Annotated in this window: 15 protein-coding genes and 1 tRNA gene; 9 read left to right on the top strand and 7 right to left on the bottom strand. The window is 41.2% G+C overall.

Going from position 1 to position 14,464, the window contains the following annotated elements; genetic code table 11:
- Positions 1-212 precede the first annotated feature (212 nt).
- Genes BM386_RS15215 through BM386_RS15205 form a run of 3 tightly spaced genes read left to right on the top strand, consistent with a single transcriptional unit; the run spans position 213 to position 3,117 of the window.
- Positions 213-1,322: an alkene reductase gene (locus BM386_RS15215; RefSeq protein WP_091695861.1), complete on the top strand. Its 1,110-nt coding sequence runs from the start codon at positions 213-215 to the stop codon at positions 1,320-1,322.
- A gap of 46 nt (positions 1,323-1,368) precedes the next feature.
- Complete coding sequence (locus BM386_RS15210) at positions 1,369-2,133, top strand: NRDE family protein (protein ID WP_091695860.1); 765 nt, start codon at positions 1,369-1,371, stop codon at positions 2,131-2,133.
- Positions 2,134-2,139: 6 nt separating this feature from the next.
- Positions 2,140-3,117 (top strand): YpdA family putative bacillithiol disulfide reductase, encoded by a 978-nt coding sequence (locus BM386_RS15205; protein ID WP_091695858.1) that lies wholly within the window; start codon positions 2,140-2,142, stop codon positions 3,115-3,117.
- A 74-nt stretch (positions 3,118-3,191) separates the two neighbouring features.
- Here the strand turns inward: BM386_RS15205 and BM386_RS15200 are convergent, their stop codons facing one another.
- From BM386_RS15200 to BM386_RS15180, 5 genes are all read right to left on the bottom strand, one after another.
- Positions 3,192-3,596 (bottom strand): hypothetical protein, encoded by a 405-nt coding sequence (locus BM386_RS15200; protein WP_091695856.1) that lies wholly within the window; start codon positions 3,594-3,596, stop codon positions 3,192-3,194.
- A gap of 36 nt (positions 3,597-3,632) precedes the next feature.
- A complete protein-coding gene (locus BM386_RS15195; protein WP_091695855.1) occupies positions 3,633-5,564 on the bottom strand; it encodes a CHU_0125 family OmpA-like outer membrane integrity protein in 1,932 nt (643 codons plus the stop codon).
- A 42-nt stretch (positions 5,565-5,606) separates the two neighbouring features.
- Positions 5,607-6,095, bottom strand: a complete 489-nt coding sequence (locus BM386_RS15190; protein ID WP_091695853.1) for a hypothetical protein — start codon at positions 6,093-6,095, stop codon at positions 5,607-5,609.
- Positions 6,096-6,174: 79 nt separating this feature from the next.
- Positions 6,175-6,966: a (Fe-S)-binding protein gene (locus BM386_RS15185; protein WP_091695851.1), complete on the bottom strand. Its 792-nt coding sequence runs from the start codon at positions 6,964-6,966 to the stop codon at positions 6,175-6,177.
- A gap of 183 nt (positions 6,967-7,149) precedes the next feature.
- Complete coding sequence (locus BM386_RS15180; RefSeq protein WP_091695849.1) at positions 7,150-8,481, bottom strand: 4Fe-4S dicluster domain-containing protein; 1,332 nt, start codon at positions 8,479-8,481, stop codon at positions 7,150-7,152.
- 103 nt (positions 8,482-8,584) lie between these two features.
- On the opposite strand from BM386_RS15180, the gene BM386_RS15175 reads away from it, so the two are divergent.
- The 6 genes from BM386_RS15175 (at position 8,585) to BM386_RS15150 (ending at position 12,287) form a co-directional block, all read left to right on the top strand.
- Positions 8,585-8,657: transfer RNA gene (locus tag BM386_RS15175), tRNA-Phe, on the top strand.
- Between the two features lie 416 nt (positions 8,658-9,073).
- On the top strand, positions 9,074-9,565 hold the full coding sequence (locus BM386_RS15170) for an RNA polymerase sigma factor (RefSeq protein WP_091695847.1): 492 nt from the start codon (positions 9,074-9,076) through the stop codon (positions 9,563-9,565).
- Positions 9,562-9,990, top strand: a complete 429-nt coding sequence (locus tag BM386_RS15165; RefSeq protein ID WP_091695846.1) for a hypothetical protein — start codon at positions 9,562-9,564, stop codon at positions 9,988-9,990. The genes BM386_RS15170 and BM386_RS15165 overlap by 4 nt, the downstream gene beginning before the upstream one ends.
- A 3-nt stretch (positions 9,991-9,993) precedes the next feature.
- Entirely contained in the window at positions 9,994-10,530 is a 537-nt protein-coding gene (locus BM386_RS15160) for a DUF4252 domain-containing protein (protein ID WP_091695844.1), read from the top strand.
- Positions 10,531-10,643: 113 nt separating this feature from the next.
- Positions 10,644-11,132, top strand: coding sequence for a DUF4252 domain-containing protein (locus BM386_RS15155; protein ID WP_091695842.1), 489 nt, complete (start codon positions 10,644-10,646; stop codon positions 11,130-11,132).
- Between the two features lie 588 nt (positions 11,133-11,720).
- Positions 11,721-12,287 (top strand): hypothetical protein, encoded by a 567-nt coding sequence (locus tag BM386_RS15150; protein ID WP_091695841.1) that lies wholly within the window; start codon positions 11,721-11,723, stop codon positions 12,285-12,287.
- A 57-nt stretch (positions 12,288-12,344) separates the two neighbouring features.
- Here BM386_RS15150 and BM386_RS15145 read toward each other — a convergent pair whose 3' ends face one another.
- A complete protein-coding gene (locus BM386_RS15145) occupies positions 12,345-12,593 on the bottom strand; it encodes a DUF7218 family protein (RefSeq protein ID WP_091695839.1) in 249 nt (82 codons plus the stop codon).
- A gap of 134 nt (positions 12,594-12,727) precedes the next feature.
- On the bottom strand, positions 12,728-14,464 hold the full coding sequence (locus BM386_RS15140) for a M14 family metallopeptidase (RefSeq protein WP_091695838.1): 1,737 nt from the start codon (positions 14,462-14,464) through the stop codon (positions 12,728-12,730).

Below are 14,464 nucleotides of genomic sequence, written 5' to 3'. Positions count from 1 at the left end.
TTTTTGATAAATAAATTAACTAGAGATCATCTAGTTCTCACGAAAAAAAGTGTTTGGTTTTGATCTTTGGAAAAGGTATTGATGCCCTGATAAAATAATAACTACGTGATCGCGGAAAAGAATTTTCGATGAGGTTAAATTTTCTTTGAACTTTCCATCCCTGACATTAGTTGTATATACACTGAATTTTTGAAAACAAACCAACTATTATTATGAGCAATCAACCACTTCTTAAACCTATCACACTTGCCGATGGGTTAGAATTAAAAAATAGAGTCTGGATGGCACCGATGACCAGAAGTCGAGCTGCTAATCCCGAGAATAAGCCATTTGAGATCCACGAAAAATACTATGTACAGCGTGCATCGGCAGGCCTTATTATCACAGAAGGATCGCAGATCTCCACAGAAGCCGTAGGATACATCAACACTCCTGGAATCTATTCCCCTGCTCAAGTGGAAGGCTGGAAGGGAGTGACTAAGGCAGTTCATGAAAATGATGGGAAAATATTTATACAGCTATGGCATGTAGGCAGAATTTCCCATCCGGATTTCCATGGTGGAGATTTGCCTTTGGCACCTTCAGCTATCAATCCAAATACAAAGTCCTTTACCCCAGAAGGATTCAAAGAAACGGTCACTCCCAAAGAAATGAGCCGTGCAGAAATAAAACAAACCATTGAAGATTTCAAAAATGCCGGTAAAAATGCCATGGAAGCAGGATTTGACGGAATTGAAATTCACAGTTCTAATGGCTATTTACTTCACCAATTCTTCAATGCCACAAGCAATACGAGAAGGGATGAATACGGAGGATCGATTGAAAATAGAGCTAAAATACTCTTTGAGATCATCGATGCACTGAAGGAAGTAATGCCAGAGCAGAAGATCGGTTTACGTTTGAATCCATCGTTGAATGGAGTATTTGGAATGACAGCCGATGAGGAAACCATCCCTACCTTTGAGTACATTGTCAAAAAATTAAATAACTACGATTTGGCTTATCTCCACCTTTCAGAGCCTTTTTCTGATGTTTCCGATATTCCTTACTTAGTCACACACATTGCAAAGCATTTTCGCCCGTTATATAAAGGTACGCTTGTCATCAATGCGGGCTTCGATCAGGAGAAGGGAAATAAAGTGATTGAAGATGGAGATGCTGATGCAGTTGCCTATGGCACTTTATTTATCTCCAATCCAGATCTGGTAGAGCGGTTTGCGCAAGGTGCAGAACTTGCCCAGCCAGACAAAGACACTTATTATACTCCAGGAGAAAAAGGATTCACCGATTACCCGAGTCTAAAGGAAGTAGAAGTTGGATAATCACCCTAAAGGCCGGAAATTCCGGCCTTTTCTTTATTTTTAAGCCATGTGTCTAGTCGCTTTTTCTTGGAAATCCCATACTGAATACCCGTTGATCATCAGCACAAACCGCGATGAATTTTTCAATCGCCCTTCTGAAAAAATGCATCTTTGGGAAAGTGGCTTTTATGCAGGTAAAGACCTGAGAAGTGGTGGTACTTGGATGGGTATTCATCCAAATGGCCGATGGTCTTTACTTACCAATTACAGAGATTTCAGTAATCCAAGGAATGCAAAAATCAGCAGAGGCAAACTGGTGCAAGCATGGCTAGAAAGTTCTATTACTGCCAAAGAGTATTTGAAAGGAATCCAGAAGCATCAAGATCAATACGACGGATTCAATCTCCTGGTAAGTGATGGGAATAAGCTCTTTTACCTAAGTAATTACTCTCCGGAAATCTTAGAGGTAAAGCCTGGGGTTTATGGTCTGAGCAACGCCTTGCTAAATGATCCTTGGCCAAAAGTTGAATTGGCCAAATCTCAATTAAAAACGTTGATTCAGTCAGATTTTTCTACCAACGATCTGATTAACATCCTGAAATCCAGAGAAACCCATCCCCAGGACACGCTACCTAAAACTGGGGTTCCTCCTGAAATGGAATCCGCTCTTTCAGCACAATTAATCAGAATGTCGGGGAATTATGGAACGGTTTCGGCCGCAGCATTGGTTCAAGATAAATCTGGGTTGGTCCAACTCAAACAGCGCAGTTATCAATGGAATCCAGCCCAATACTCAGACCTCGATTTTCAATTTCAAATTGAACAAACCTAAGACCTAATGTCAAACAAAATATATGATGTACTCATCGTCGGTGGCGGCCCCATAGGCCTTGCCTGTGGGGTAGAGGCAAGAAAAGCAGGATTAGATTATGTGATTCTAGAAAAAGGAGCACTCACGAATTCCATCTATAATTACCCGATCAACATGACTTTTTTCTCCACTTCAGACAGGCTGGAGATGGCAGGAATTCCCTTTATGTCTATTGGAAATAAGCCGAACCGCACGGAAGCACTTGAGTATTACCGCAGGATTTTCTCTCACTTTGATCTCAACGTGAAGTTGTATGAAGCAGTGAAAAAACTTGAGAAAAAAGGAGAACTATTCCATGTCAAAACTTCCAAAAGTGACTACCACGCAAAGAATATTGTAATGGCAACTGGCTTTTACGATCTACCAAATCTGATGAATATTCCGGGTGAGGACCTGCCAAAAGTTCACCATTACTATAAAGAGCCTTGGCCTTTTATCAACCAAAAAATAGTGGTAGTCGGTGGAGCCAATTCAGCTGTGGATGCTGCATTAGAGACTTGGAGAAAAGGCGCTGAAGTCACCATGATTCTGCTCGAAGAGGAAGTGGATCAAGCTGTGAAATACTGGGTACGTCCAGACATAGTCAACCGTATCAAAGAAGGCTCTATCAAGGCTTTTACCAAATCAAAACTCAGGGAAATCCGCGAGCATGAGGTAGTGATCGATACTCCTGAAGGTGAAGTGACTATTGAAAACGACTTTGTACTTGCTATGACTGGCTACAAGCCAAACTTTAGTTTGCTAAATCAACTGGGTGTGAATTTGAGTGAAGACGAAAAGTGCCAGCCTGAATACAATGAGCTCAGTCACGAATCAAACGTAACGGGAGTTTACCTTGCTGGAGTTGTCTGTGGCGGACTAAACACACGGGAATTCTTCATAGAAAACAGTGTGGTACATGCTGGAATGATTGTGAAGGATATTGTGGAGAAGTTTTCGAGGTAAAATTAGGTAAGTGGTAAGCGTTAAAAAAAATTTTAAACCCATTTATATTTAAGTCCAAGCCTACAGACTTAAGCTTAATTTTTTAATACTAATTCATACTTGACCTCCCCAACATTTTTATTTTTCCATATCGTAAGCTTTTTACCATCATAGTTATATTGGTGATCACCGCTAAGAGGATAAGAAGGCCCGTAAAGGGCTGGAACAGGAAAGAATAGCGTGTCAATGAAATTTATTGAATTGTCATCTATCAACAGCCTTCCAGCTGAGCGACCATATGGTAAATTTGTTGAACACTCATATATCCCATTGTTTATGAATAAAGTAACATCACCTCTGATATTATCGGAGTCAAGTGTCTCAAATGTTCCACTATATTCCGATTCTGAATTGATATTGAAGGGTACATTTATTTCGTCATTAGTACAGGAACAAAATAATATTAGAGCAATGACAGAAAAATTTCTCCTATATTTCATGACCTAGTTATTTGATTTAAACGCAAGTTTTAATATTTATTCTTTTATCTCAATCACTTTAAACTCAGTTCGTCTATTCGTCTGATGTTCTTCTTCGGTAGAAGCATTTTCGATGATCAACTGACTTTCACCATAGCCTTTAGCCACTAGCCTATCGGACGAAATCCCTTGCGACACGATGTAATCCACTGCAGACTGAGCTCTACGCTGGGACAAATCTTGGTTATATGCATCAGAAGATCTGTCATCTGTGTGTGAACTCAATTCTATTCTGATCGCTGGATTATCTTTTAATATTTGAACTAGTTTATCCAATTCTACTGCGGCATCTGATCTGATTTCAGCCTTATCCAAATCGTAATAGATATTCTCAAGAACAATCGAGCGATCCAATACCAGCTGATCAAGTACGATCGTAGTGTCTAGGGTAATATTGGTTACATCCTGCACCAGCGTAGAAACATCCGGCGTCTTTCCAGTCGTGGTGTAAGGGATAGACTTTGAGAAATATCCGCTCTTGGAGGCTATGATTGTAAAGTCAGAATCCGGTGTAAGCGTAAACCTCACTCTACCATTCGTATTAGAGAAATCTCCTCCAGCTTGCTTGTTTAAACTATCGTAAAGCACAACGCGTGCTTGCTCCAATACTGCATCATCTTCTCCAGCAACTCGCTGCTTGGTATAGACATTTAGCAATACATTGATGATCTTCGGCTTAGGCGTTTTGTCCTCAAAGTAATAGATGTCATCATCACCTACTCCTCCATCACGGTTAGAAGAAATGAAGCCCGCTTTCGGATAGTCAGTAAAGAAAAGTGAGAAATCATCATTCGTGCTGTTAAAGTTCTCTCCAAGGTTTTTAATAACCTGCTCACCGGAAGCATCGTTTTCAGCGACGAAAAGATCAAGTTTCCCATATCCAGGATGTCCATCTGAGGAAAAGAAAAACTTACCATCTCCCATAGGCCTAGGGAAAAGCTCGTTGCCTGGTGTATTAATATTCGGCCCTAGATTTTTTGGGTTTCCAAAATCACCGTTTGCCAGTTTTGTTGCGCTATATAAATCAATCCCTCCAAATCCACCAGGTCTATTGGATGCGAAATACAATACTTCCCCATCTTCAGAAAAAGCCGGAGTTGAATTCCACCAAAACTCGTCTTCATTTACAGGCATCCAAATCGGCTGGGTAAAGCCTCCGCCTCTGAAATACGAAACAAAAAGTGCAGTTTCCGGAAGATCTTTGTCCGAAGTAGAATTGCCACGAGCGTAAATAATTGTGTTACCGTCTGGACTGATTGCAATGGCAGCCTGATTCAAGCCTTCTTCATTTTTGAATTCGGGCAGTGCTTGGGCTCCACTTACATCCACACGAAGTCCATCAGCTCTGGCCCGGAACAATTTGGTATAAGGGGATCCATCCGCCGGGTAAAGCCCACTAGCCTGACGTCCTGAGGTAAAATAAATAAAATCTTCAGAGATCACGGGCGCATAATCCGGCCCAGCAGTATTTAAATCTTTATAATTCACCAGCTCATGATAAGGCCAGTAATCTTCGATTCCCTGAGAAAGTTTAATCGCCTCCAGTTGTCGCTGCGTCTCTGCCAAATAAGTCTCATCCTGAGTATAGCCCTTTGCTTTCTCAAAAGCTGCCTTCGCTTCTTCGACTTTATCCTGAGCTTTCAAACTCAACCCTAGGCGATAATAGCCATCAAATGTAGGATCCTCTTCGACTAGCTTTTCGTAATAAGGAGCGGCTTCTTCGATTCGATTAGAAAGTCTATAACTCTCCGCGATCACTTGATTTGCTTCCTGATTATCAGGATCATCTGCCAAGATTTGAGAAAAAGAACTGATCGCATACTGGTACTGGCCAGAGAGAAACTGTTCATTTCCTTTTTCCTGAAGGCTCTTGCATGAGGCTAACCCTATGAAGGATAGTAAGCAAATCCACAAAAAATTGTTTTTCATCTTTTTAAAGGTGATTGATGATCTATTCTGAATATTACTAAATTAATTTGGAAAGTATCGGTTCAGCCAACTATTCCCGGCCAAAATCCAGACACTTTCCAAGTCTTTTTTATTCTTTACCTGCGGATTAATCACGAGAGTTTGTGAATCAATCTCACCTGAAGTGACTTTTGACTTGATTCCTAAAGCAGAAGCTACGTTGATTTCTCCTGAATTGGATTTAAAAGTCACTTTGCCTTGATCAGTGAGATTGTTCACAATTTCACGCTCCAACTCACGCAAAGTCCTGACTGAACTATCGATAGAACAACCGCTAGCGCCCAAGCCTGACTCATCAACTGCCAAAACCAATATCTGATCATCTATGATTTGAAATGAAGTCGGCATTCGGTTGCCGTGTGTATTCCACCCATCGCAAAAAGCGGTTAGTTTGGATGCGATTAAAGCCTTTTCGGTTGAAGTGAATTGACGGGCTGCTTGGTAAACCCAAACCCGTGAATCTTCCGACATATCATTAAATTCTACGTACATAATTGCTTTTAACTTATTAGCAAAGAAAAACCCTTTCTACCTAACGGCAAAAAGGGTCAAATTGATTCAAACAAGTTTGTTAGATTCCCATGTCCTTGGCGATCATTTCTGCCAAGTCATAAACCTTCACATCAGCTTCTCTTTCCTTGTTTTTCACGCCATCGGTCATCATGGTCAGGCAGAATGGACATCCTACCGCTATGGTACTAGCCCCTGTTGCCAACGCCTCCTCGGTACGCTCCACGTTGATATCCTTTTTCCCAGACTCAGGTTCTTTGAACATCTGCGCTCCTCCTGCTCCACAGCAAAGTCCTTTGGTCTTGCAACGCTTCATCTCCACCAGTTCCACATCCAATGCCTTGATCACATCTCTTGGAGCTTCATAGACATTATTTGCTCTTCCTAAGTAGCAGGAATCATGGAAAGTGATTTTCTTTCCTTTGAATTCCCCTCCACCTTTTAGCGCCACTTTTCCTTCATTGATCAGCTGCTGAAGAAATTGTGAGTGGTGAATCACTTCATAATTTCCACCCAAAGCTGGGTATTCATTTTTAATGGTATTAAAGCAATGCGGGCAAGCGGTCACTACCTTTTTGATGTTGTAACCATTCATCACCTGAATATTTGCCACGGCTTGCATTTGGAAAAGAAACTCATTCCCTGCACGTCTTGCAGGGTCCCCGGTACAAGCTTCTTCTGGACCGAGGACCGCAAAGCTTACTCCTACTTTATTTAAGATTTTCACAAAAGCCTGTGTAACGGCTTTGTATCGATCATCAAATGATCCGGCGCAACCTACCCAGAATAGAACTTCTGGACTTTCTCCTTTGCCGGCCATCTCGGCCATGGTTGGTACTTTATATGTTGACATAATTCTGAATTACGATTTTTTGATTTACGATTTACGAGACCCTACTTAGAATTGAGATTCTTTTATACCCTTAGACCACAAATTATTTTGATAGTTATTTCAATTTCAAACGAAAGCTTTTTTTGGAAATCATCGTTTGAATTTACCAGAAATCGTAAATCCGAAATCTGATATCGGAAATCATTACATTTCTTCTTCTTTCACTTTCTCCGCCCAATTAAATCTATCCTGAGGGCTGAATTTCCATGGCGCAAAACTGGTTTCCATATTTTGGAACATGGCATTCCACTGAGCTGGCGTTCCCGACTCTTCCATGGCCACATAACGTCGCATTTCCAAAATTATCGCTAGGGGATCTATATTTACCGGACAGGCTTCCACACAGGCATTGCAACTGGTACAGGCATTCAATTCCTCTTTAGTAATGTAGTCACCCAACAGTGATTTACCATCTTCCAAGCCTTTTCCTCCAGAATCCAAGCTTTTTCCTACTTCCTCGGCACGATCACGCACATCCATCATGATTTTTCTTGGAGAAAGCTTTTTACCCGTAATATTTGCCGGACACTCTGAAGTACATCTACCGCATTCTGTGCAGGAATAGGCATTCATCACATTAATCCAGCTCAGGTCATTGATGTCTTTGGCTCCAAATCTACCGATTTCGGCAGGCGGGTCAGTTGGCGCGTCAGAAGGAATTCCCAGCATCATATTCACCTCATTGGTGACAGCTGGCATGTTTTCCATTTCTCCCTTTGGCTTCAAGTTCGAGTACCAAGTGTTCGGGAAGGCTAGGAAAATATGTAGATGCTTGGAATAAGTCACGTAAATAGCAAATGCCAAAATCCCTACAATATGGAACCACCAGGCGGCTCTTTCCACAAAAATCAGGAATTCAGAACTGAAACTTTCAAACATAGGAGTCAGCAATCCACTGAAGAATAATCCGCCGACTGGAATGTAATGTCCCACCCCACGGGAAGCCAAGACCTGGTCAGCTGCATTCATTTTCAGAATAGCGATCATCAAGACGATCTCAATCACTAAAATGATATTAGCATCCATTGCGGGCCAGCCTTTCATTTCGGGCTTTGTAAAGCGAGGAATACGGGTCACATTTCGCCTGATTAGAAAAATAACACAGGATACAAGCACGGCAACTGCGAGAAATTCGAAAATATTCATCGCCACGGTATAAGCACTTCCTAGAAACGGGGCAAAAATACGGTGTGTTCCTACGATGCCATCGATGACAAACTCCAGTACTTCTAGGTTGATCACCAGAAATCCCACATAGACGAAGAAGTGCAAAAAAGCAGGAATAAATCGCTTGAACATTTTTTGCTGGCCGAATGCTACCAGCAGCATTGTCTTCCAGCGCTTCTCTGGTTGATCATTTCTTGTCTCAGCCTTCCCCAGAAAGATGTTTCTGCGGAGGAATTTGACTCGTTTGATCAAGAAGTAGCCAGCGGCCAGTAAAATGATCAAAAATATAAGTTGAGGTAAAAAGCTCATAGTGACGTTATTAGCGTGTTTCTTGGGTTTTAGTCTATATTTTTTTCTAAAATGACTTGCTTCAAATATTCAAATACCTACCTTTGCATCACTTTACAAACAAGGTGATATAGCTCAGTTGGTAGAGCATCGGACTGAAAATCCGTGAGTCGGTGGTTCGAGTCCACTTATCACCACAAGCCATGAAGCAATTCATGGCTTTTTTTATGTGCTTATTTAACCACAAAGGGCGCAAAGTCCCGAAAGCCATCGGGATCGCAGAGAGCGCAGGTAAATATTCTGTCCAACTACCTGAATTAGGAATTTCTAAACTTCTCTCTTTTGAATGGTTCCAACCCATCGCTGTGTTTAAGGTTTGATACAAGATACAGAATCAATTTTTGCTTGAAGTATAGCAAATTAAGAAATAGTAGGCATGCATACTATATTGATCTGCAATTTAGAAGCAATTTAGTCTAGCTATTTCTCACAGCCAAAATCTTAAATTACTGATAGTCTTCGGCTACTCTGTAGAAAAGAAAGTTCAAAAAAAACTTCACTTTTTTTTAGCCCCGACTGTAACATACGCCTATCTCATGCATTACCGTATTAAATGAAGTCATTTTTTGAAGCACATATCTGGCCGCAAAGAGGCAGGCTCTATCGGCTGGGGTATCTCTGGGTTAGGGATAGATCCCTTGCCGAGGATTTGCTTCAGAATGTCTTCGAAAAAACCTTCGAACGGGAAGAAGAACTTCGAACCCACCCCAACTTAACTGCTTGGCTGGTGAGAAGTTTGAAAAATGAAGCATTGATGCACTTCCGCCAAACGAAGAAACTAGACTCTCTTGAAGGGTTGGAAGAATTGCAACTTGAAGAAACAGTTTCTGAAGACACAAAAGACACCGTGCGACAAGTGATGAAGCTTGTCAAAGGATTGCCGATACGACAGCAGGAGATTTTTCACCTGAGAGAAGTGGAAGGCTTGAGTTACGAGGAAATTACAGAGCACCTGGACATAAGTTTGGAACAAGTGAAAGTGAATCTTCACCGAGCCAGAAAAAGCATTCGAGAGCGGATGCTCAACCAAAAATTAACCAAATGAACCAGCGAATAGACGAATTACTCGAAAAGTACTGGGAAGCTGAGACAAGCTTAGCTGAAGAACAGGAATTGAAGCTTTTACTTCAATCTGCCGAAGGATATGCCGATGAGAAAGCTTTGTTTATAGGTATAAGCGAGATCACGTCCGAAGAACCAAGCATAAAAATGCCTACTAAGACAGTCCCTATCAAATCCAGAAACTGGATGAATTGGGCTGCATCTGTGGCAATCTTGTTCGGCTCCGTCTGGGGATGGACTGTATATGAGCAGAAGCAAGCTGAGCAGGAAGCATACCTAGAGGTGATGCAGGCATTTGCTTTAATCCAAACTAACCTCTCAAAAGGTCAGGAAGAAATGGGTGTAATGAATGAAATGAAATACCTGAATACAACAAACCAATTATTTGGCAACTCCTTATCAAAATAAGCAATGAAAAAATATATACTAATACCACTTTTACTGCTCGCCTTTACTATAAAGGTGCAGGCTCAGGATGATGCCATCCAGCGCTTCTTCTCCAAATACATGGAAGATGACCGTTTCTCCAGGGTGTATATCAGTCCGAAGATGATGCAGATGGCTGGAGGCTTTCTGAAAAGCAATGCAGGAACAGACAAAGACTCAGAGGACCTCGGGGAACTGATTCAAAAAGTAAAAGGGATTCGAATTCTTTCCTCCGACGAAGTGGATGGAATGACTTTCTATAGAGAAGCCATGGGAACGCTTACTAAAAATAAGTACGAAGACCTTATGATTGTGGAAGACAAGGGAAGTAGCCTGAAGTTTATGGTTCGCGAGGAAGGTGGCTTAGTAAAGGAACTTATGATGATCTCAGGAGAAGCGGGAGATTTCACCTTATTATCCATGCTGGGAAGCTTCACCTATGAAGACCTAAACATGCTGGCCGAAAAAACTGATATCCCGGGAATGGATCTATATGGGAAAGGAAGTAAGGGAGTAAAATAATTCTCAATTCTCAATTCTCAATTCTCAATTCTCAATTAAGAAGATACTTCAAGTTACCCAAAAGGTTGACAACAGAAATAAGCATTTAAAAAAAACCATACTATATAATAATTATGAAAAAGCTAATCCTAACCTTAGCACTAATCGGATCAGTAATGGCCGTTCAGGCACAGAGCAAAAGCGTCAAGGCTCTTTATGAAAAATACAAAAGTGAAGACGACTTCTTTCACATGGAGATCGGGGGCAACTTTATGAATTTTGCAGAGGGCTTCAAAATCGATATTGACGAGAATGACATGGCGACTGTAGCTAAGTCTATCGAAAAACTAAATTTCTTTACGCTACCTGATCACGTTGATGACGGCAGAGTGGAATATAAAGCTTTGCAAAAAGGCTTGGAAAGGGAGCGCTACGATTTGTTAATGGAAGCGTCCGAAGGCAAAAAAGGCGGAGTGATGGTTTATTCCAAAGGAGGAAATACCATTTCGGACTTAGTGGTGCTAGTGGGTGGCGATGAAGGTGACCTAATGGTGGTGGAATTAAAAGGAAAATTTGACCAGGAATTGGTTGCAAAAGCGGCAAATTATAAGGGAAGAAACTAATTCAGTCTAAAAATCCGGAAAAGTCACATTTCCTATTTTTGTGAGATTTCCAAAAACAGGTTTAGATAATCGATTCTAAGCCTGTTTTTTTTGCCTAATCCTCAATATCCGGATGATATAACAGCAATAACTTTAGCCAAATATTGTTGATTTTTATCAAATCGGCTTCATTTCCTTCTCTTTTGAAATGCCTTCTGAAAAATATTTTAAATTTTTTTTCACAAAATTTCCATTGGAAATCTATAGACATTCTTAAAAGCTGTGATTACAATATTTTGTAAAACCCTTTTTTACCAATAAATATTTTTCAAAACTGGCAAAAATCGAAACGCAACGAGTTCCGCTATCGATTGCGGGAGCATTTTATTAAATCGGCAAATATTTCATTGATCTGTTATCAAATCATTAACAATAATCTTTTTTCATTGAAGTATTTGTAATTAATGATTTCCATCGTACCTTTGAATCGTAATAACAAACCAATCGGTTACCCCGATGGAAAATGTAGCCCAAATTACCCCACCAAGAGACGGATCAGCCGTCCGGCGGTTACACAAAAATTAGAACCTATTCAAACCAATTATTAAAATGAAAAAATTATTCACATTGCTTTTTGTAGCGGGGATCGCTGCAGGAGCGTTTGCCAAATCAGAAGGAACAGCAGTTGTCATTAGACAAACTGAAACTACTAAGGTAGCAGTAGCTTTCAATGAAGCACCACAAGGAACTGTGATCGTGAAAATCACTGATGCTGAAGATCGTTTGATCTTAAGAGACAGAATCAACAAGACTGAGGCGTTTGCTAAGAAGTATGACCTTAAAGCACTTCCTCAAGGAGCTTATTCTGTAGTAGTTACAGACGAATCTGGTGTCTTAACTTCAGGTTCATTCAATAACTTCGTAACTGAAGTTCCAACTGTATTCTCTAGAGTTGCTCCAATGGGAGACAACAAATACAGATTGCTAGTAAGCAACTTGGATGCAAAAGATATCGAAGTAATGATCTATGATGGAGACAAATTGATCCACACTGAGAAAATCGACAATCCTCAGGGACTTCACAAAATCTACTCTTTCGATAAAGTGAGTGGAGCAGGCATCAACTTCAAAGTAAAAACAGCTTCAGGTTTCGAAAGCTACGTTACTAGCCTATAAGCTAAACCAACTCTATAAAGCTAGCCCTGCCTCGGTTTACCGGGACAGGGCTTTTTTTTAGTTGTTTCGAAGGGCATAAATCAATTCCTTCTTGGTCATTTTACTTCTTCCTTCGATGCCTACGAATTTGGCCTGTTCGTAAAGTTCATCTTTTGTCCGCTCCTCATAGGGCTTGGCCTTTCCTCCCTTTTTTCCTGAGTCTTCGGTATTGGCGATTCGGGCAGCCTTTTCCTGACTCATTCCTTTGTCACGAAGGGCTTCATATTGCTCTTCATTTTTTATACTGGGTCTGCTGTTCTTTGCCATGGCTATTAGTTTTGGCTCTAAGTATTTATACCCATTCTCGAAGATTTCGTTTCCTTAAGATTTTCCAAAAGCCTGACCACCAAAAAAACCGACTCCCGAAGGAGCCGGCTTTAGGATTCGTTATAAGTAAAATTTTACTTCTTCCAACTCGCCTTTCCGCCTTTGGCAGAATCGACTGTAATGGAATAATTGGACCCAGAGGACACAATCCACTTCACTTTTACTCCAGTCATTCCCGGCACATTTTCAACCAAGATTTTCTCAGGATTATTTTTTTGCTCTGTCAACTTGTTGAAATCCTCATCTTCCACCACAAATCCCGCAACAACTTTGGCTCCGGAAAGAGTGACGTAATCAGGTCTTTCAATCTTGTATTTAAGATCCTGGCTGGCGTGTGTTGGCATCAGACGCTCATTAAAGATAGTTGCAGTGATCGCTTTCAGACCTCCACCAAGATCTTCTTCCTTCACATCCATTACAGAAAGTTTTGGCGTGTGGTAAGCATGGTAAATCGTGAATGCAATATTCCGGTGAGCGTCCTGCTCCAATAAGAATCCCGGATGAGCACGACCAAAATTCTTTTTGAATCCTCCGATCTCAACTGTTCCAAACTGCGGATGCTCATACTCATGCCAATTCACAAAGGCATCTCCCATCGTCAAAAACTCATCTACCTCGAACATTTCATTTTGCCCGCCGCCTTGTTTATGGAAATACAAGTATGGAACCATCAGCTCATTTGAAAAGGTGAAAATCCCGCGCACACCATAAAACCAATCTAATTCCCCTCCAAAAACAGAATATAAATCCTTATAAACAGTCAGGTATCTATATCCTGGTATCATTTCCTGGCCTTTTTGACCCAAGGCATCGTAGATTCGGATATCATTTCGATTGTAGGTACTCACATCCTCTTCTGCACCTGGTCCTCTCAGGATCATGCCTCCTGAGTTGTGGAAACTTTGAGCTCCAGCTATATTCGGGTGCTTTTTCACAAACTCCATGATAGAGCGGTTTTCCGGTAGCGTAAATGGATATCTCAATGCCCCTCTTTGGATATAATCCGGTTGCCAGTTCCAGCCCCAGTCACGGTTTGGATCGTAATACCCAACTCCATCGTCATTCACACGACCATCGCCATCTCCATCTGTACCTTCCTGTCCGAGCATTTCATATTCACCCATTTTATCTGCTCCCACCATTATCAGCTTGCGCGGATCCTGAGGATCTTTGATGTAGCGCCCTGTAGGTGATTTTCTGATCATCATGGTGATATGACCATCCCCATCCAGATCATCCATCCCGTCCTCTCCGGCTACTCCATCACCATCGTTGTCAAGAATCATCATCCCTGAGCGTGGAGAATTGGCAGTATTTGGCTCCAGAAAGAAATCATTTCTCGCATCGGGATTGATGGTCGGCGTGATGTAAAACACCTTATCCTTCAATAATTGCTGAATAAATTCATTATCAGCAAACATTTCGGTCAGGTACCAAGCTCCATAAAGGGAGAATTCACCACCCTGGATCTCATTGGAGTGAATATTACCATCAATCCACATTCCTGGTTTATCCGTATCCTTACCTGTAGAAAAATCCGTAATCGTCAAGGTCCACATGTCGCGTCCCTCGTAAGATTTTCCGATAGATTCCAGCTTAGCGATGTTTGGATGCGCTGCCGCAATCTTTTTCATATTATCCACCAAACCTTCATAAGTATAATAGCGATTGAAGGCTATATCTACTTTTGGATTGTGTGGTGTGCCGACTGCTCTAAAAAATTTCTCCTGAGCATCTGCTTTATAACTTCCTAGGCTAAGTGCTCCCAAAGCCAAAGCGAAGATCAATTTTGTTGTTTTTATCTTTTGCAT

Source organism: Algoriphagus locisalis, from assembly GCF_900116615.1.
In the GTDB taxonomy this organism is placed as follows: Bacteria; Bacteroidota; Bacteroidia; order Cytophagales; family Cyclobacteriaceae; genus Algoriphagus; species Algoriphagus locisalis.
This window is presented reverse-complemented; position numbering and strand designations above follow the sequence as displayed.